Below are 20491 nucleotides of genomic sequence, written 5' to 3'. Positions count from 1 at the left end.
GAATGGCTAATGCCCGGACAATGATACGCAGATCACTGATTTCCTTCTCTGTCCAATAATGAGTATTCCTTGAGAAGTCAAACCCGATAGCCCCTTGTGCTTTATCTTGGAGCACTAAAGGAAGAACGAGCATTGACTTCAGTTTTTGTTTTTCAACCAGCAGTCTCCTGTCTATGTCCGCTTCAGGGGGGAGTTGGCTCAAATCATCGCAAACTATATCGATCTTTTGCTTAATACATTGAACAGTCCACGGCACCTCCTCGTATGGAAGCTCCTTTAGGTCTGTTAATGTAGTGGCATCCAAATCGCTTAAAGACTTCTGCAAGAAAAATATTTTCTCCTGTTTGTCATCGAAAAGGGCTATGTATACCTGATCTGCGTCGAAATATTCTAACAACAGACGGGTGGATATTTCAATGGCGTTATCTTCTTCGCCAAGAAGAACGGTAAGGATTTGAGATATAATTTCCTTGAGATCCCTATCATTCACCCTATTCTCTGTTTGTACCAAGATTGATTTTCTGTTTTTCTCTTTTAAAAGATCCATAAGCTTTTTGGTGACGGTGTTTGTATCAACTCACATATCCTATTGGAAAAGATGAAATTAATGGCGGTGAAAGTATATAAATAATTTGATACATTGATTATAAATAATGAAAAATGGAATATCGTTGGGCTTTTTTGGTTTATTTTGGGAAATGGCCAGATTCCCAAGTGTCGCGGTTTTATGGAGACGGGTATATATACGTTATACTTGCTATTCAGAATGCTAAGGCTCTTTTCTGAATTCGATATCGTTGTTTAAATGTTTTCGATGTTTAGAACTATTATAGTTTAATAGCTGTACTGTTAAAACTAAAAACTTATATTTGCATGTTGATAGATAGAAGGGGCAGGCAGATTGTCCTGCCTTTATCGTGCAATGATTTAGATTATGTTAAAGCAGCAGTTACAACAAAAGTTACAGCAAAAGCTATCCCCTCAGCAGATACAGTTGATACGGCTTCTGGAGCTTCCCGCGATCGAGCTGGAAGAACGAGTGAAGCACGAGCTGGAAGATAACCCTGCCTTGGAGGAAGGAAAAGAGCCTGTTGATGATTTTGAGCGTACTGATACCGAGGACGGGGGAGACGAGCTCCCTTCTATTGATACCGAGACCGATCTTTCTTTAGGAGATTATTTGACGGAAGATGATATACCCGATTATAAGCTACGGGAAATAACCGAGCGGGCAGAGCGGAAAGAGGATGTTCCCTTCTCCGTAAGTCAATCACTGAACGAGTTTTTGTTACAGCAGCTAGGATTAAGGGATTTGCCGGATAAGCAAATGAAGATAGCGGAGTACATCATCGGGAATATAGACGATGACGGTTATCTGCGCCGGGACCTTTCGGCGATAGCGGACGATTTGATCTTCCAGGCCGGACAAGAGGTAGAAGAGAAAGAGATCGAGTCTATCTTGAGTGTCATACAAGACTTTGAGCCTGCCGGTGTGGGTGCCCGCGATTTGAAAGAATGCCTGTTGCTCCAGTTGGATAAAAAGGAGAAGACTCCGGTCACCAGTTTGGCGATCCGCATACTGACCGAATATTTCGAGGAGTTTACCCGCAAGCATTACGATAAGATCTTACGAGGCCTTGATATCGATGAGGAGACATTGAAGAAAGCCATTCACGAGATTACCATGTTGAATCCGAAACCCGGAAGTAGCTGGGGGGGCTCTATGGAGATGGCGATGAGCCATATCATCCCGGATTTCGTGGTAGAGGCGAATAACGGAGAGCTAACCTTGAGCATGAATAACCGGGGGGTACCGGACATGCGTATCAACCGGGAGTATGCCGAGATGTTTCAGGATTATACGGCCAATAAAGCGAACCAGACCGCCGAGAAGCGGGATGCCGTACAATTCGTGAAACAAAAGCTTGACTCGGCTCAATGGTTCATCGACGCTATCAAGCAACGTAATGAGACGTTGCAGCGCACCATGGAGGCGATAATCTATTTGCAACGGGATTTTTTCTTGACAGGAGACGAGGCTACGCTCCACCCCATGATCTTGAAAGACGTGGCGGAGCGTGCCGGATATGACATCTCCACCATCTCCCGGGTGAGTAACAGTAAGTATGTCCAAACGAATTTCGGCATTTATCCGCTGAAATACTTTTTCTCCGAGTCTATGCAGACCGATAGCGGCGAGGAGATCTCTACCCGCGAGGTGAAAAAGATCATGAAAGAACATGTGGATGCCGAAGATAAACGAAAACCGTTGACCGATGAGGAATTGGCTACCATCCTGAAAGAAAAGGGATATGTCATCGCCCGGCGTACGGTTGCGAAATACAGGGAGCAGTTGGGGATTCCGGTGGCTCGCCTGAGAAAGGAAATATAAAAGCGTATGAAACTATTCTCGAATATAATATCCTTCGTGTTCCATCCGTTGCTTATGGTGACCTATGGGATCGTGCTGGCGTTGATGTTTACATTTCTCGCTATTTACCCGTTGCCTGTGAAGATGCTGATCGCCGGAGGCACTTTTATATCGACAGCGATAGTTCCCGCCCTTTTTATTTTCTTGTTGGTGAAGAATGGCGCGGCGGGCGATATCGAGCTTTCCGACCGGAAAGAGCGGGTGGTTCCTTATCTGATTTTTATCACTTCCATCCTGCTTTGTATTTTTTTCCTGTATAGGATGCTGATGCCGTTTTGGTTGTTGGCGATGTTGATCGGGGCTTGCATAGCCTTGGTAATCGCCTTGTGCATCAACTTCGCGTGGAAGATAAGCGCGCATGCCATCGGTATCGGCGGGTTGTTGGGCGGTATTATGGGAGTGGCGCATATCCATATGATAAATCCGTATTGGGCCTTCATCGCCGTGTTGATCATCGCCGGTTTGTTAGGTACCTCGCGTATCTTTTTGAAAAGGCATACGCCAATGCAGGTATATGCGGGGTTTTGTCTGGGATTTATATGTACCTTTGTAGCCTCATTAATGAGTTATATCTATTTATTCATCTAATAAAAACACTAAGATTATGAATTTTCCTGCAGATTTAAAGTACACAAAAGACCATGAATGGATTCGTGTAGAAGGTGACGTTGCTTACGTTGGTATTACGGATTACGCTCAAGGCGAGCTTGGTGAGATCGTTTATGTAGACATCACGACGGAGGGCGAGACTGTCGCTCAAGAGGAAGTGTTCGGTACGATCGAGGCTGTTAAGACTGTTTCCGACCTTTTCATGCCGGTAGGAGGCGAGGTATTGGAAGTGAACGCTGAGTTGGAAGACGCTCCGGAATTGGTTAATGAAGACGCTTACGGTAAAGGCTGGTTGATCAAGATATCTATCTCTGACGCGGGAGAACTGGATGGCTTATTATCTGCCGATGACTATCAAAAATTAATCGCTAAATAAGGATGACACCTGTTGTAAGTATTATCATGGGTAGCACTTCGGATCTACCCGTCATGGAGAAGGCTGCCAAGTTCTTGGATGAGATGGAGATTCCGTTTGAGATGCATGCTTTGTCCGCGCACCGTACCCCGGCAGAGGTAGAGGCTTTCGCCAAAGGAGCTAAAGGGCGTGGGATCAAGGTTATTATCGCCGCTGCCGGAATGGCCGCTCATCTTTGCGGTGTGATCGCTTCCATGACGACGGTTCCGGTGATCGGAGTACCTATCAACTCTACGCTAGACGGTATGGATGCTCTGTTGGCTATCGTACAGATGCCGCCGGGAATTCCTGTGGCTACTGTCGGCATCAACGGCGCTTTGAACGCCGGTATCCTCGCGGTGCAAATGCTTGCCGTTGGCGATGAGCGATTGCAAGAGAGACTGTCCGCTTATAAGGAGGATTTAAAGAAGAAAATCGTAAAGGCTAACGAGGAGTTGTCTAAGGTTTCTTTTAAATACAAAACGAATTAATTGAAAATTGAAAGTTGGGAATTGGAAATTGAGGAGAAAGACTCTCTTTAGGTTTTCAGTTCTCAACACTCATTTTCAATTTTCAATTCTCAACTTTCAATGAATAATGGCTTACTTTAATTACAACCGCCGTAAATCTTCTGTTGCGCGAATTGGCGACACCCCTATGGGAGGGGAGAATCCCATCCGTATTCAATCCATGGCCAATGTATCGACGATGGATACGGAAGCAGCGGTAGCCCAGGCGATCCGTATGATTGAGGCCGGTGCTGAGTATGTGCGTTTTACGGCACAAGGGGAACGGGAAGCTCGTAACTTGGGCGAGATTCGCAGGCAATTGAATGAACAAGGGTATACGACTCCTTTGGTCGCTGATATCCATTTTAATCCCAAAGCGGCCGATGCCGCCGCCTGTGAGGTGGAAAAGGTACGTATCAATCCGGGAAACTATGTAGATAAGGTAAAGACATTCAGCCATCTCGAATATACGGATGAGGAATATGCCGCCGAGATCGAGAAGATCCGTGAGCGGTTCGTCCCTTTCTTGAATATTTGTAAGGCGCACGGTACCGCTATACGTATCGGCGTGAATCATGGCTCGCTCTCCGATCGTATCATGAGCCGTTATGGTGATACGCCCGAGGGGATGGTAGCGAGTTGCATGGAGTTTCTTCGTATTTGCCGGGAGGAGAATTTCCCGGATGTGGTTATTTCGATCAAGGCTTCCAATACCGTAGTCATGGTGAAGACCGTGCGGCTACTGGTACGTACGATGGAGGCCGAGGATATGCATTACCCTTTGCACCTTGGGGTGACGGAAGCTGGTGACGGTGAGGACGGGCGTATCAAGAGCGCCGTCGGAATCGGAACGCTTCTGTGCGACGGTATCGGCGATACGATCCGGGTTTCCTTGAGCGAGGATCCTGAGGCGGAAATGCCGGTAGCCCGTAAATTGGTGGATTATATTAGGGAACGGGAAAATCATCGGCCTATCGAGGCTGTCATGGCTCCCGGTTTCGATGCGGTGGCGACAAGCCGTCGTACGAGCCGTGTGGTGGAGGGTATCGGAGGTACTTTCCCGCCGGTCGTGATCTCCGATCGTAGTAACGGGGATTTTGAGTTTGATTATTTGTCCTTGCCGGACTATATATATATTGGGAAGGAAGACCCGGATAATTTGCCGGATAATTTCCGTTTATTGGTAGACGCTCATTTCTGGAAAGAGCGTCCGAACGCCTATCCTTGCTTTATCGCTTCGGAAGCGGAGGAGTTAAAGGATTACGATTGCCCGCTTAAGTTTATCCGTCTGACGTATATGGATCTTACGGATCGTATGTTGGAGATCTTGAGAGCGGATAAGAGCGTGGTGGTCTTGTTGAGCACACATCATCGGAATGGGGTTGGCTCGCAACGTGCGGCTATGCATAAATTATTGTTGTCGGGTTGTGACGTGCCGGTTGTCTTGCATCGTGATTTCCGGGAGACGGATGTGGAGTTGTTGCAATTGAAGTCTGCCGCGGATTTCGGTACGCTTTTGCTAGACGGTTTCGGGGATGGCTTGATGCTGCATAACGAGGGATGCGAGACGGTTATCTCGGATCGTTGTATGTTCGGGATCTTGCAGGCTACGAGAGCTCGTATCAGCAAGACGGAATATATCTCTTGTCCGAGTTGCGGACGTACCTTGTACGATTTGCAAACAACGATCGCTCGTGTCAAGGAGGCTACCTCCCATCTAAAAGGTCTGAAAATCGGTATCATGGGCTGTATCGTAAATGGCCCCGGCGAGATGGCGGATGCCGACTATGGGTATGTGGGTGCCGGACGTGGACAAATCAGCCTGTATAAAGGCAAGGAATGTGTCCTTAAGAACATCCCCGAGGAAGACGCTGTAGAACGTTTAGTTCAGTTAATAAAAGAGAACGGGGATTGGGTTAATTAGTTAATTCATTATCTTTGTGGGGATCAAGGATTAGAACCTATCGCCTCGTTCTGGTGCACTCGGTGTAATCCGAATAGCCTCCGTTCGGGAATAAAGAATGTAAGATAATATATGAAAGTAAGAATTATCAATAAATCGCATCACCCGCTACCGGGATATGCGACTCCTTTATCTGCCGGGATGGATATCCGGGCGAATTTGTCGGAATCGGTCGTGTTGAAACCGTTGGAGCGTAAATTAATCCCGACCGGACTTTATATCTCCCTGCCGGAAGGTTATGAGGCCCAGATGCGTCCTCGTAGCGGGTTGGCTTTAAAGCATGGGATAACCTTGCTGAATACGCCGGGTACGATCGACGCGGATTACCGGGGAGAGATCGGCATTATTCTCGTGAATCTGTCTTCCGAGCCTTTTACGGTTAACGATGGTGAGCGTATCTGCCAGATGGTTATAGCCGCCCATAGCCATGTGGAGTGGGAACCCGTGGATACGTTGGACGATACGGAGCGGGGGGCCGGAGGGTTCGGCCATACCGGAAAAGAATAAGGATAATAAGGTTAACAAGAATAATAGGATGTTTAAGCAACTGATATATATCATCTCTCTCCTCTCGTTGGTCGCTGTGTTTCCGGTGGGTGCTACAGATACGGAGAAGGATCAACGTAAATTCGATTACTTCTTTTACGAGGGCTTGAATTTGAAGAACGCCGGGAAGTTCGACGCCGCCTATGATGCCTTCAACCATTGCCTGGAGATCGACTCGACAGCGGCTCCGGTCTTGTATGAGCTTTCTTCTTTTTACGTACAATTGAACCGTCCGGAAAAGGCGGTCGAGATGTTAAAAAAGGCCGTGGCTAATGATAAGGATAATTTTACGTATAAAATGGCCTTGGCCTCTATCACCCGGAATCTGGGTATGTATGGCGAGGCCGCCGAGGAATACGAGGAACTGGTCCGGGATTATCCGGAGAAGGAGGAGCTGAATTATTATCTGGCCGACGCTTTGACACAGGCCGGTGAGATCGGAAAAGCGATCGAGGCTTATGATGCGTTGGAGTCGGTAATGGGTATGAATGAGGCGATCTCCATGCAGAAATACAAGTTATACATCCAGTTGGAGAAGCCGGAGGAGGCTTTCAAGGAGATCGAGAAGCTAGCGGCTAAATATCCTATGGAGGCCCGTTACCAGATCGTGTTGGGCGATCTTCATTTGGAAAACAAGGAAATGGACAAGGCTTTGGCTTGCTATCAAAAAGCCAATGAGATTGATCCGACCAATCCTTATTATATCGTCTCTATGGCCAATTACTACGAGGCGAAAGGGGATAAGGAGGCGGCCGAGCAACAAATCCGCAGCGCTTTGGTAAATGAGAAGCTGGATGTGGAGACTAAGGTGAACATCCTTTCCCGGTATATCTTGAAACTGCAACAAACAAAGCAGGGAACCGAGAACGCGAACCATTTGTTCCAAACGCTTTTGGAGCAACATCCGGAGGATATCGACTTAAAACTAATGTATGGCGGTCTCTTGATGGCCCAAGGGAAGACGGAGGAGGCGAAGTTTCAGTTCCAGTTGGTAACCGAGATGGAGCCGGGTAACGCCGGGGCGTGGCAGCAATTGTTGAATCTGGCCTTGAAAGGGGAGGATATCCCGAAGGTGATCCGTATTTGTACGGCTTGCATGGAGTTGTTCCCCGAGTCGCCGGAATATTATTTCTATCTGGGTATCGCTTATTATCAGCAAGAGAAATATCAAGAAGCCTTGAATACCTATTATGCGGGCTTGAATATCATCCCGAAGGAGAACCTGCCGCTGAAGTCGGATTTCTACGGCCAGATCGGTGATATTTATTACCAGATGGGCGGGCAACTGGAGCAAGCGTATAAGGCGTACGATGAGGCGTTGAAGTACAATGACAAGAACGTGGTCGTGCTGAATAATTACAGTTACTTCCTTTCCTTGGAGAAGAAAGACTTGAAGAAAGCGGAGCGTATGAGCGCCCAATGTATCAAGCTGGAACCGGATAATGCCACGTATCTGGATACCTATGCGTGGATATTCTTCGTGCAGGGAAACTATACCTTGGCGAAAATCTATATCGAGAGCGCCTTGGAGAAAGATAAGACAAAGAGCGCCGAACTTGTGGATCATTATGGAGATATCCTTTTCATGAACGGAGACAAGGAGAAGGCGGTGGAACAATGGAAGAAGGCGAAAGAGATGGGTAAGGATTCCGAGGTCTTGAACCGTAAGATCGCCGAGCAACAATATATAGAAGACGAGAACGCGAAATGAAAAGAGATTATTTCTTGACCTTCCTGCTGTGCGGAGGTCTTTTACTTTCGATGCTGACAGGCTGTAAATCGTCCAAGAAAGTCGGGACGGTGGAATCCGCTAGCGTTAAGGCTCATAATGAGTTCTTCCAGTCGGTGGAAGAGCGGTCTTTCCAATTCCGTACCTTAACGGCCCGGTTGAATGTGGACTTGGACATTCCCGGTAAGCAGATGAGCTCTCGGGTGGATATGAAGATGGTCAAGGATAGCGCTTTCCAGTTGTCGGTACAGCCTTTTCTCGGGATCGAGATCTTTCGTATCGAGTTAAGCCGGGATACGATCAAGGTAGTAGACCGCATGAATAAACGCTATATGATCGAGAATTATTCCAATTTACAAGGACAGACCCCGATTGAGTTCAACTTCTATAATTTACAGGCTCTTTTCACGAATCACTTGTTTATACCGGGGGAACAGGGCGTTTCCCGCGAGCATTATAATCGTTTTAAGTTGACTCAGGAAGGCCCGGTCGCCGAAATAAAGACAAAGGATGCCATGGGGCTTTTCTATACCTTTAAGGCAGATGGAGAGGAAAAACTTCTCTCTACCTATGTGGCAGACCCTTCTGGCCGTTATGCTTTGCAATGGTTATACGAGGACTTTCGTTTGGTAGACCAGCAACCATTCCCGATGTTGATGGATGTGCAGGTACTGAAGGGCGGGAATTCCGAGGGGGGAGTGAAGATCCATTACTCCCGTATCCAGTTGGATGAGCCGGTAAATTTGGATTTCTCGGTTCCTTCTAGATATAAACGTATTACCTTTGCGCAAATATTGAAAACGATTACGAATCTGAATCAATAATCTATCATGAGGTACGTCTGGATCGTATTATTGGCCTTGTCTTTATCTACCGTGATTTACGGTCAGAAATCTGCTGCTGTCCGTCAGTTGGAGCAGCAACGCAAGGAAGCGTTGGCCGATATCGAGGAGACGAATAAATTATTGCAGGAGACAACCCGGACGGCAAAAACTTCTTTGAACCGTCTGAATTTATTATCCAAGCAGATACTTTCCCGTAAGAAAGTCATCGGTTTATTGAATCAAGAGTTGGGTGAGATCGAGAAAGATATCTCGAATATCCAAGGTCAGTTACGTGTCTTAAAGCGGGAACTGGGCGATAAGCAGACAAATTACGGAAAGTCGATGCGAGGACTTTATAAACACCGTAGCTCGCAGGATAAATTGTTGTTTATCCTGTCTGCCGAGAGTTTCTCCCAATCCATGCGGCGTATACGGTATCTGCGCGAATATGCGGATTGGCAAAAAAGGCAAGCGAATGATATAATCGAAAAGCAGGCCGAGATCGGTCGTAAGCAAACCGAGATGGAAAAGACTCGTGCGGAGAAGCTTGCCCTTTTGGGAACTCGCCAGGAGGAGAGTAAGAAATTAGAAAGCGAGGAAGCTTCCCAGAAAGAGGAGGTTCAATTACTGAATAAGAAACAGAAGGATTTGAAAGCGGTTCTTCAGAAGAAGCGCCGTCAGGCCGAGGCTTTAAACCGGCAGATAGAGAAGCAGATCGCTGAGGAAATTGCCCGTGCCGAGGCAGAGGCCAAAGCTGCCCGTGAGCGTGCGGAGCGTGAGCGCCGCGCCCGTGAACAGGCCGCAGCCAAGGGGAAGACCGTACCGGAAAGCAAGAGCGAGCCTATCCGGGAGGAACGTGTGGCAGATACGAAAGGCGGCTATGCGATGACAAAAGCCGAGAAGCAATTGTCCGATAATTTCGCGAATAACCGGGGGCGTTTGCCTTATCCGGTGGCCGGAAGACATACGATTGTCGCTACATTCGGCGAGCAACAGCATCAGGAATTGAAATATGTCCGTACCAGCAATAGCGGCATCGATATCCAAACCGCCCCCGGGACAGATGCCCGTGCGGTATTCAATGGAGTGGTGACACGTGTATTCGTGGTACCGGGGTACAATAATTCCGTGATCGTCCGTCATGGTAACTACCTGACAGTTTATAGTAATTTAAGCCAAGTATATGTAAAAGCGGGCGACCGGGTCTCTACCCGCCAAGCGATCGGAAAAATCTATTCAGACCCGGAAGATGGTAATTCCACAATCCTTCACTTCCAGTTGTGGAAGGAAAAGACAAAGCTGAATCCGCAGCCTTGGTTGGAATAAAAGCGGTTGTGATATGTTAAAACTATGATGGGCATTATAAGGCTGTTACGATGCTTGTTGTAAAGATGCTAGAATGCCCATTGTAACAACCTTATAATGCCTATTGTAATTTTCTCGTTTAACGCTCGTTGCTTCACCCTAAAATCACTTGTCAGTTTTTGGAGTAGTTAAACGACTTGACTTGTCAATAAATTCACAGTTCCTCAGTATCACTTGTCACCCCATAACAAATCGCCAGAAAGACTAGTCATAAGGATCGGACAATGGATAATACCAGAGTGAACCATATTCTCGGCATACAAATGTAATGCGTCAGAAATGGATTGGCAAAAATCAAATGTCTTTTTTCCAAAGATTTTTCCCCGGTATTTCTCCTCTATAAACCTTCATTGGACATTTCATCCCGATGCTCATATGTGCCCGTCCCGGGCGTAACTTGTCGCGCCAAAGGCTAGCAGAGCGATGAATAAGGATAGAATCTGTTTCATAACTAGAATGATTTTAAATTATGGAACACGGAATACACGGAGCACACGGCAATACACGGACATAGAGATACCATAAAATATATCCGTGTGTTCCGTGTTCCCATGTTTCGCATGTTCTTGTCTTATACGGTTTGCGTGCCGGGTTTTACGCTGGCAATCTTCTGTTTGTCGTCCCAAAGGACGGTCAGCTCCAAGGGGACGTCGCTGGTGATCTTTTCCATGCCCCCTTGCTTTTTATTGACTTTTTTAAGTATAAAAGGGTTGTTCTATTAATTTTGCGTATATTTACCTTGTCTCATTCTTAAAAAGACAGTGCGGAAAGGATAAAAAGATCTGTTCTTAGCTCTCCCCCTTTATGTTGGGAATAAGGTAATACGGATGAGTTGGTGATGATGAGAGAGATTATAATCTAATATTAATATTAAACACACAAACAGTATGGCAGGAAAAATCACTTTAAACGCCGATTTGTATGACAATGTGCTAACCGAGAAACTAGGTGATTATGTACTAAGCTTCGCACCACCGGGATTTATCGTGACATAGACGTAACTGCTATCGACACTATATCAATGAATAAATGCTAAAATAATATTTACTTTTAATTTATGTAGCGTATGAAAAAACAAACGGTTAATACCCTGATGTTCCCATTAATCTATTTGGGATTATTTGTGAGTATGATAAGTTGTAATGACGATTTATTCATAACTGACACGTTCGAAGGAACGGATAATGAAGAGATCGTTCTAGAGCTGAAAGATACTCCAGCCTATGTCAGTTGTGAAGATGAAAATTATGTATCTATTTGTTATGCGGAATACGCTTATGAATTCTATACGGATAGAGAGAAATTCTTCAAAGATACTCCTTCCTCCACTTTTTTACAGATAGAAAAGGATGTTATGGACAGGAGAATTGGGGTTGCGATAGAAGATTATGATAAATATAAGATTCCTATTGGCTCAAAGGTGTATGTATCCGCGCAAGTTACAAATCGAGGAAGGATATTCGACGAGGCAGATTGGCTGTTTGACAAGTCCATCCAGCCTATCCAACGAAAAGCTTATTTAATAGATCTGAGAATAAGAAACAACTGATATATACAAAGGCAAGCCATCATGAGAACAAAACTTTTACATGTTTTACTTTTACTAGTCATTTGTAATATACATATATTACGTGCGCAACAAAGAATTATCGGAGGGCAGAGTATTGATATATCCCAAGCCCCTTATCAAGTCGCGATTTTCACAGATTATGGATTTGGTGGAGGTGTTATCATCAATAATCAGTGGATATTAACAGCTGCACATGTTAGCCATAAGCATGGGACACACAAATCCTATTTCTGATACGAATCGTAGAACAGTCAGTCAAGTAATTCTTCATAATGAAGGAGATATAGCTTTATTAAAACTTTCATCACCTATAACTTTTACGAATGTGATACAACTTATTGCTATTTCAACGATGGGTTAACTATCACACAATCGCCACTGCCGTTTTTACATTCAATGTCGGTGAATGTGAAAACGGCGATGGAAATTATAAAGTACATCAACATCCCCCCCCCTTGGAGAGCATGTTCGATCAGTTTAAGACATGGGATCCACAGGCTTCTATGTCTGCACCACGAGCTGTTCCACTAGAGTGCCTCTCAATGTATTGGCCAGTAGCGGAATGCCGAATACCTCTTGTTGTACGCTGGCTGCAAAGTTCACAAATCCAGTGTTTTTCAAAAAATAGGCAAAAAAGCCCCAAAGAGTATGCGAAACATAGGCAAGTAGGGAAAACAAGCGTGTATCGCTTACCGTTCGGTTAATACCTTATACAATCCTTCTAGATCGTCAGCGCCTACTAGGTCTACACCTTCCTTGATGAAGAAGCGTTTGAATACCTCGGTATCCGGGGCACCCCACCAACGGAATAGTTTTCCTTCATCGTGGACTTTCTGGATGATCTCACGCATCTTTTGTAGTTGGTCGGCGGGCATCTCGCCTTCGCCTTTCCATGTGAAGAAATCAGCGTAATTATCGCTTACGACCGGGGCGAGGGAGGCCGGGATACCCTGTCCCAAATCCTTGATTTGTCCGTCGAGGAAGGTGAAGCGGCTGTTCTCTTTCGGCAGGCTGTTCTTAGGACGGTCGCCGGAAAGGAAGAAGAGGACGGCGCCTTCTTTATATTCGCCGTTATCGACGGAGCAGAAGTATTCCTTGTAAGGCTCTATCTGTTTCTTTAATAGCTTGTACATTTCTTCGCCTTGTGCCTTACAATCCACCATCAGGTAGAAAGGACGGTCGCTACCGGGGTAGACCTTGCCGCCATTCGCTTGTATACGGGCCACGAGCGGTTTGAGATACAGATTCTCGAAGGTAATAGCCGGGTTGGGCTCCGGACGGTCATGGGAAACGTATAGCTCTCCGTCGATTAACCACAGATCGGCCTCTACACAATTATACCGGAAGGCTAAGGCATCTTGCAACGGATTCTCTCGCCAATAATCATTATGGGAGAAAGCATTGTAATGGATTTCTTGATTGATACGGCGGGGAAGGGTATCGTTCAGATAAGGGCCTACAACCTCGAAATTCCCTTTATCGTCCGTCCAGCGGCAACTTGCCACGGAAATGGCGTTATCCTTTATGCGCAATACGGCGAACGAGCCGTTCCCGTCCTCATCCGGCCAAGCGTTGTTCACTTGGTAGATCGGATATCCACGGTAGTAACGTAAAGACGGCTCGTGTGTATGGCCTACCAAGAAAGCGGCTATGTTATATTGGTCTAGGAGATCGAATAATTGATTGCGAGCGTCTTGCGGCCACCATTTGATCGCCCAAGGGTCTACGCCATAATGTTGGATATAGACTACCGGGTTACCTGTGGAGGCATATTGTTTAAGATCGTCTGCCAACCAATTGAGGTTACTTTCGCAATATGCGGTGTCGCCAGAGAAACGTTGAGCTTGTACGAAATGTACGTCTCCGATGTTCCAAGAGTAACTGCGGCTGGATGGGTGTAGATTTAGAATCTCCTTCTTCGTTAGCTTGTCATTCAAGATAGAATCCAGATAATGCAGGGAGAAAGCGCGGCCTGCCAGATTATCGGCCTCTTTGTCGGAAACAGGATCAATATCGTGATTGCCAAAGCCGGGATATACCGGGAAATGGATGGTCTTCTCGCCCGGCCCTGTCTCGTATCGTTCCCGGTAAAGAGAGAGGATCTCGGGATGCGCCTTGTCGAACATATCCCCGGCGATGATTACACCATCCACGTTCTGTACGGTTTCTCCGGCTATACCCGGCGTTGCGTCTGCGGGAAACGTGAAATTGCCAGGTAGACGGTTCATGGTTACGACATGGTAATATTGATCCGTCTCCGGTGGAAGATCGAAATGGAGATCGCCCGCTACGACTACGGTGATGTCACGCTCAAGGCGGTTATCTTTAGGGGAGGAACAAGCGGTACAGAGTGTGAGAGAGGTAATGAATAAAGATAGAATCTGTTTCATATACTAATTGTTTTTGAGTCTAGTTGTAGAGACGGGGCGTGCCCCGTCTCAGTGCCGACTGATAGTATCTTTAAGTTACCATTTTGCTGGGATGAGACGGGGCACGCCCCGTCTCTACAACTGGATGTTTGATGGATTTACTTATACGGTTTGCGTGCCGGGTTTTATGCTGGCACTCTTCTGTTTGTCACCCCAAAGGATACTTAGTTCTAAGGGGACATCGCTGGTAATCTCTACCTGCGGCTCTTGGCTGACGGAAGGGCGGGCCTTGACTTTGATCGCTACCTGACCATCAAGGCCGAAAGGATAACGTTCGATGCCATAAGCCTCTGTCAAGTTTACGTCTACGGTCAATTTCTTCTCGTACACATTGGAACGGATACCGAAGATTTGCTCGATCAAACCGGAGATCGGTGCCAATCCACCCCAGCCTACGAAGTTCGGACGAGCCATGAAGCCCGGTTCCTCATGTTCCGGTGCGTAATATTCCCAGAACGTTCCGGTATTCTTATATACTTTGAGTACGTTATCATAATGGTTACGTGCGATCTCGTAAGCCAATTTACGATAACCTTGCTGCAACAGGCCGGTAATCACCATATAGTTCGCTCCCGGCCATACGCCGCCCTGCCAGTAACGGCCGTTATCCTTGTATTTGGGATGATTGGCGGCGAGGGAAGGAATACGGTGCAGGCGGTTGAATGTCTCTTTGTTATCCAATTCGGCTACGAAAGCGTCCATACGTTCCTTGGAAAGGACATCGGTCAATAAGGCCCAGTAAGCGTAGATTCCCTTGGTGGAGGAGAGGCTTCCGTCGGCGTATTGATCGAAAAGGAAATGTTCCTTCTCGTCCCATAGGTTCTCGTTGATATACTTCTTTAGCATCTTCTGCTCGTCTTCGAACTCCTCGATCTCCTGCCAACGCTCCAGATAGAAACCCATCTCAAGCAGATGTCCGGCGGTGAAGTATTGTTGCAAGCAAACATCCAGCCAGATCATATGGCCGTGACTGTATATCGGGTTGTATTTCGACTCTACCCGGGGCATGTTGTCCATACCGGTACCCCAACCGCTGGTCCAATACGTGCCGTTTCGCCACGTATGATTTAGTTTCAGCCATTTATAATAGGCACAAAGGGCGGGGAAGATCTTGTGCAAGCGGTCTATATCGCCAAATTGCTTGTAGTAGACGATCTCGCTCCAAGGGAGAATATTCGGGCCGGTACTGGTTGGGTCGTAACGTTCGAAACAGTCCGCTCCGTCTGCCTTGATCTCCCGGCAGATGAAACCATCCGGATGTTGTTTGGCGTAGAAATTATCCAGTGTACGCTGGAAAGGGAAGAAGCGAGTACCAAAGCGGGCGAACATCATCATGAAAGCGGAATCCCACATGAAGATATTGCCGTTGTAGGCGACATCGAGGTAACTGCATACGAAACCGGAGTCTGGTTCCGGGGCCTTGATGTTGCCGATACCGATTTGCCAAGCCTTCCAATACATCTCGATTTCCTTCTCGTGTCCGCTCCAAGTCGGGCTGGGGAGGATTTGCTTAGCTTCCTCGAAGGTTCCGGGGACGATGGTTTCCGGTTTTGCGGTCCGGAACTCGTTTTCTGTCACGAAGGGTTCCTTCAGGTAGGTGTTCTTGTAAGGAAGGTTGTATTTGGGGCGTTTCTCTTCTGCTTTCTCTTGCGCTAAAAGGCTCCCGGCGGGTACGGAAGCCGCACCTGCCGCAAGCAGGGATTGCTTTAAGAAGTTTCGTCTTGTTGTCATTCTTTAGAATTTTATATTTAGTTGTAGAGACGGGGCGTGCCCCGTCTCCCACCGTCTGATAGTATCTTTAAGTTACCATTTTGCTGGGATGAGACGGGGCACGCCCCGTCTCTACAACTAATCAAATGAATAATGTTTGATTATAGATTTAAGAGCTTTTTGATTTTCCAGAAGATATCCGTATTCTCGAAAATACCTGTGAAGTTCTCGGCACCTGGGCCGAAAGCGTAGACAGGAACCATCACGCCGCTATGCCCCCCGGTGGAGAATTTGCAAACGATCTTACCCTCGTTCAGATCTCCGTCTACCAAGGTAAGACCTCCGGTCTCGTGATCGGCGGTTACGACAACCAATGTCTCCCCGTCTTGGGCGGCCCATTCGAAGATACGTCCGATCGTTCGATCGAAATCATGTGTCTCCTGCATCAACAGGTCAATATCGTTGAAATGTCCGTAATCATCCAATTGAGAACCCTCCACCATAAGGAAGAAACCATTCGGATTTTGTCCCAGCAAATCAATCGCTTTCATGGAAGCGCGAGCTAAAAGGTCACCCCGTTTGGCGGGAAGCGGAGTATCTACCGTATCGGTAACGCAGAAGACCTTGCCTTTTTGGATCTTTGCTAATTCCTCCCAGCTACGAGGGGTCTGGTATCCCTTCTCTCTTAATTCCTTGAAAAGGTCACGTCCATCCGCACGGTTCTCGAATAATTTGGAACCACCACCGAATACGTAATCAACACCACAGTTCACATAGTCTGTTACGATCTCGGCCTCGGCATCACGATCTGTGTTGTGGCAGCAGAAATCAGCGGGGGTAGCATCCCATAGGCGGCAGGTGACAGCGATACCGCTTGACAGACCTTTCTTATTCGCCAAGGTAGCCAATGATTCCAAGGGTTTGCCTTCGGGATCTACGCCTACCATATGGTAGTTCGTTTTATGGCCGGTGGCCAGTGCCGTACCTCCGGCTCCGGAGTCGGTGATGAGTTTGTTGGCGCAATAAGTTTTCGAGAGGCCGGTATATTGGGAGTTGTCCAGCCAGAGCTTGCCACGGTTAGCGGTCCAGGCGGAATACATGTGCATAAGGCTCATTCCGTCGCCGATCATTAGGATCACGTTCTTTATTTTCTTTCCGGTAGGGGGGACTAGTTTCTTGACCTCATAAGGTTTCTCTAGTACGTACGTTTGTTCTTTGTCTCGACGGCTTTGTGCGGTAGCCTCCGGAACCATCATCATGCCGGATAACAGGATGGCTGAGGCTGATAGCACAGATAGAATTGTTCGTTTCATAAGATTAAGTATTTAATGATATATCTAATTTGTTTGGTTGTAGAGACGGGGCGTGCCCCGTCTCCCACCGTCTGATAGTATCTTTAAGTTACTATTTCGAGGGGATGAGACGGGGCACGCCCCGTCTCTACAACTAGGTATTATCAGTTTATATAAAGGTTCTCGGTTGGGATTGCTTCTAGTTTGGACATGCTTGGCGTACGCCAGCTCCAGCCCAGGTACTCACCTTCGTAATCCTCGAAATAATGCAAGGCGAAGGGGTGATAGCCTTTTTGTAGGGGGATGCGTCCTGTTGCGTCGATAGCGGCGTGGGAGGCATCATTGTCCACAACCTTCTCTTTGCCGATATAGAGGACGCTACCGTCATCCGAACGGGTACTGAACTCGTAGACACCGTCTTCCGGGGCATATATGTATCCGGTGAAGATGTATCCGAAATGATCCGGTAGTTTGGCGTTCAGGATAGAAGGCTCGGCCATCGTTCCGGTCTCGACCACCTTCGCCTTTCGCAGATCAGTTACCCATTGGAATTCTCCTTCGTAATAGGTGTAAGCTACCCCATGCTTTGTCGGCTGGATGGATAAGGCGGGGCGTAATACAGCTTTTGTCGCTTGGATCGAGTACGTGCGGCTAGGTATGAATCCCTTTTTGTATCCTTTGGCCTTGATGGTCGTGGTCTCTTTTAAGACTAATGGCTCGCTGTATACCGGGGCGTTCTCGTCCGGCTCCGATCCGTCGAGAGTATAATGGATGATCGCTCCGGGTGTCGTGGATTTTAGTTCCGCGGTGATCTCACCTTCAAACAGATCCAGGTCATTCGCTATGTAAGGAATAGATACGGTAGGTTGCTCCGTATAGGAATAGGGGGCATGCTCGGGGGCAGTTCCCCAGCTCTTGTCCGGTACTGCCGATAGCGTGAAGTTTAGTGTACCACCTTGCATCAACTGGTCGTAGGTGATATAGCAATGCTCGATCTTTTCTCCGTTCAGCGATACGCCTGTGATGTATTTATTCTTTTCCGGTTGGTTCGCCGTGACTGTAAGCGTCTTCCCGTTTCCTAGCTTCACGGTCGCTTTGTCGAAGAGTGGTGTAGTCAGGATAAACTGGTTGCTACCCGGACAAACGGAGTAGAAACCAAGGCTGCTCAACAGGTACCAAGCAGACATCTGCCCGCAATCCTCGTTACCGATAATCCCTTCGGGAGTCGGTTGGTACATCTCATCCAATAGGCGACGGGTCCATTCTTGGGTTTTCCACGGCTCACCTACGTAACTGTACAGATAAGCCATGTGATGGCTAGGCTCGTTGCCATGCGCATATTGACCGACCAATCCGGTAACGTCTACCAGGTCGCCGACTACCTCGGAGGTGACTGCGAATAAGCTATCCAGATTTGCGATAAACGCTTCACGGCCCCCGAACAACTGGGTCAATCCATATACATCATGCGGCGTGAAGAACCGGTATTGCCATGCCGTAGCCTCCGTATAGGAACGTCCGATGGCGAATGGATCGAAAGGAGTCTCCCAATTCCCATCCTGCCGTTTACCCCGGAAGAAACAGGTACTACCGTCGAATACGTTGATAAAGTTCTGTGAGCGCTTGATGAATATCTCATAATCATCCATATGTCCTAAAGCCTTCGCCATTTGTGCGATACACCAATCATCATAAGCGAATTCCAATAGGCAGGAAACCGATTCTTTCTTGATATTCGTTGGGATGAAGCCTTCCTTTATATAATAATCCGCTCCTTTCTTATTTTTCTCCGCTGAGACTTTCATCGCCTCGAAAGCGTGTTCCGCGTCATATCCACGAATACCTTTCAAATAAGCGTCGGCAATAATAGATGTGGAGTGATAACCGATCATGGTTCCGGTCTCGCCTGCGGATAACGGCCATAACGGAAGTTCGCCACTGGCATTGTACATGTCCAAGAAAGACTGTACCATATCGTTCACCAAGGTAGTATCCAGTAAAGTCATCATCGGATGCCATGCCCGGAAGGTATCCCAAGTAGAGAAGGTAGAGAACTGGCGGCGGCCTGCGGAGACTGTCGCTACGCTCATGTCGTGACGGCGATATTGTCCGTTCACGTCGCTCGCTATATTCGGGATGATCTTGCTATGGTATAGCGCCGTATAGAAATTCGTACGTTCGGCCTCGGTTCCTCCTTCTACCGTAATAGCGTCTAACTCCTTTTCCCAATCGGAGCGTGTCGCCTGATGGATGGCATCGAAATCAAAACCATAGGAATTCGTCTCTTGCTCAAGGTTCAGGCGGGCGTTCTCCTCATTCACGATCGATACTCCGACCTTGCATACAATAGGCTTTCCGGTGGTCGTATCGAAGGTAAGCACGGCTTGTCGTTCGGAAGGTTGTTCCACAGAAGTGAGCGGTTGCGAGAATTGCGCTACAAAGAAGACATATTGATTGTCTACCCAGCCCCGGGTACGTCTCATGCCGGTAAGCTCATTTTCTCCGGTTTGCTTTACCCAACCCTCGTATATATATTCGTTATCCAATAAATGGTCCATGTCGACCACCAATTTAGCGTCTGTCCCTTTTTTATAGGTATACCGGTGTACCCCGACGTGTGGAGTCGCGGTAAGTTCCGCTAAGACTCCTGCCTCCTTGAGGTTTACCGAGTAATAACCCGGGGAAGCCTTCTCGTCTGAGTGCGAGAACGCTAAAGGGGTTTGGAGGGACGGGCGGAATAGGATATCTCCAAGATCGATACATCCCGTACCGCTCAAATGAGTGTGGGAAAATCCCATTAAGCTGGAATCGCTGTAATGATAACCGGAACAAGCATCCCAATTACCTTTCCGAGTATCCGGACTTAGTTGGACCGCTCCATAGGGAGCCGTGGCCCCGGGATACGTATGCCCGTGAAATCCCGTGCCGATAAATGGATCAACAGAATCGACAGGAGATTGTGGTGCTTGGCTACAGGCCGTGGATAAACATATGATTCCTGCGCACAGACAAGAGGAAAGAGTTTGAATTAATCTCATGGTATATCTATTTGTTTATTATTATACAATTGACAAAGGTAAACTACCTATTTGAGATATGCTTTTTACTTGACGGAAAATA

16 protein-coding genes and 1 pseudogene are annotated in these 20491 nt (G+C 47.2%); 11 read left to right on the top strand and 6 right to left on the bottom strand.

The window, feature by feature from the left end; all coding sequences use genetic code 11:
* Window positions 1-547 (bottom strand): GAF domain-containing protein (locus tag Q0110_RS15810; protein ID WP_297908581.1); only part of this gene is annotated, 547 nt, incomplete at its 3' end.
* Window positions 548-934: 387 nt separating this feature from the next.
* Between Q0110_RS15810 and rpoN the strand changes: the two genes are divergently transcribed.
* The 11 genes from rpoN (at window position 935) to Q0110_RS15755 (ending at window position 12174) form a co-directional block, all read left to right on the top strand.
* Complete coding sequence (rpoN, locus tag Q0110_RS15805) at window positions 935-2392, top strand: RNA polymerase factor sigma-54 (RefSeq protein ID WP_297908579.1); 1458 nt, start codon at window positions 935-937, stop codon at window positions 2390-2392.
* A gap of 6 nt (window positions 2393-2398) precedes the next feature.
* Window positions 2399-3019: a hypothetical protein gene (locus Q0110_RS15800; protein WP_297908576.1), complete on the top strand. Its 621-nt coding sequence runs from the start codon at window positions 2399-2401 to the stop codon at window positions 3017-3019.
* A gap of 16 nt (window positions 3020-3035) precedes the next feature.
* Window positions 3036-3416, top strand: coding sequence for a glycine cleavage system protein GcvH (gene gcvH / locus Q0110_RS15795; RefSeq protein WP_297908573.1), 381 nt, complete (start codon window positions 3036-3038; stop codon window positions 3414-3416).
* Between the two features lie 2 nt (window positions 3417-3418).
* A complete protein-coding gene (purE, locus tag Q0110_RS15790) occupies window positions 3419-3925 on the top strand; it encodes a 5-(carboxyamino)imidazole ribonucleotide mutase (protein ID WP_297908570.1) in 507 nt (168 codons plus the stop codon).
* Window positions 3926-4031: 106 nt separating this feature from the next.
* A complete protein-coding gene (locus tag Q0110_RS15785) occupies window positions 4032-5867 on the top strand; it encodes a 4-hydroxy-3-methylbut-2-en-1-yl diphosphate synthase (protein WP_297908567.1) in 1836 nt (611 codons plus the stop codon).
* Between the two features lie 111 nt (window positions 5868-5978).
* A complete protein-coding gene (dut, locus tag Q0110_RS15780; protein WP_297908564.1) occupies window positions 5979-6413 on the top strand; it encodes a dUTP diphosphatase in 435 nt (144 codons plus the stop codon).
* 28 nt (window positions 6414-6441) lie between these two features.
* Window positions 6442-8163, top strand: a complete 1722-nt coding sequence (locus Q0110_RS15775) for a tetratricopeptide repeat protein (RefSeq protein WP_297908561.1) — start codon at window positions 6442-6444, stop codon at window positions 8161-8163.
* On the top strand, window positions 8160-9005 hold the full coding sequence (locus Q0110_RS15770) for a DUF4292 domain-containing protein (RefSeq protein WP_297908558.1): 846 nt from the start codon (window positions 8160-8162) through the stop codon (window positions 9003-9005). Before Q0110_RS15775 ends, Q0110_RS15770 begins: the two co-directional genes overlap by 4 nt.
* Before the next feature lie 6 nt (window positions 9006-9011).
* Window positions 9012-10331 (top strand): M23 family metallopeptidase, encoded by a 1320-nt coding sequence (locus Q0110_RS15765; protein WP_297908555.1) that lies wholly within the window; start codon window positions 9012-9014, stop codon window positions 10329-10331.
* 1105 nt (window positions 10332-11436) lie between these two features.
* Window positions 11437-11919: a hypothetical protein gene (locus Q0110_RS15760; protein WP_297908552.1), complete on the top strand. Its 483-nt coding sequence runs from the start codon at window positions 11437-11439 to the stop codon at window positions 11917-11919.
* 21 nt (window positions 11920-11940) lie between these two features.
* Window positions 11941-12174: a trypsin-like serine protease gene (locus Q0110_RS15755; protein WP_297908549.1), complete on the top strand. Its 234-nt coding sequence runs from the start codon at window positions 11941-11943 to the stop codon at window positions 12172-12174.
* A 455-nt stretch (window positions 12175-12629) separates the two neighbouring features.
* On the opposite strand, the gene Q0110_RS18360 is transcribed toward Q0110_RS15755, so the two are convergent.
* The 5 genes and pseudogenes from Q0110_RS18360 to Q0110_RS15735 all read right to left on the bottom strand — a co-directional run bounded on the left by Q0110_RS18360 (window position 12630) and on the right by Q0110_RS15735 (window position 20409).
* Window positions 12630-13388, bottom strand: coding sequence for a hypothetical protein (locus Q0110_RS18360; protein WP_366139692.1), 759 nt, complete (start codon window positions 13386-13388; stop codon window positions 12630-12632).
* Window positions 13389-13568: 180 nt separating this feature from the next.
* A pseudogene (locus Q0110_RS18355) lies at window positions 13569-14330 on the bottom strand (metallophosphoesterase); the annotation flags it as partial.
* A 141-nt stretch (window positions 14331-14471) separates the two neighbouring features.
* Window positions 14472-16100 carry a trehalase family glycosidase gene (locus Q0110_RS15745; protein ID WP_297908544.1) on the bottom strand — a complete coding sequence of 543 codons (1629 nt, stop codon included), beginning with the start codon at window positions 16098-16100 and terminating at the stop codon, window positions 14472-14474.
* A gap of 140 nt (window positions 16101-16240) precedes the next feature.
* Complete coding sequence (locus Q0110_RS15740) at window positions 16241-17392, bottom strand: alkaline phosphatase (protein ID WP_297908541.1); 1152 nt, start codon at window positions 17390-17392, stop codon at window positions 16241-16243.
* Window positions 17393-17535: 143 nt separating this feature from the next.
* Entirely contained in the window at window positions 17536-20409 is a 2874-nt protein-coding gene (locus tag Q0110_RS15735) for a GH92 family glycosyl hydrolase (protein ID WP_297908538.1), read from the bottom strand.
* Window positions 20410-20491: the final 82 nt, after the last annotated feature.

The sequence above is a fragment of the uncultured Parabacteroides sp. genome, from assembly GCF_947855115.1.
Classification (GTDB): domain Bacteria; phylum Bacteroidota; class Bacteroidia; order Bacteroidales; family Tannerellaceae; genus Parabacteroides.
Note: the sequence above shows the minus strand (reverse complement) of the source record. Positions and strands in the feature narration are given on the sequence as shown.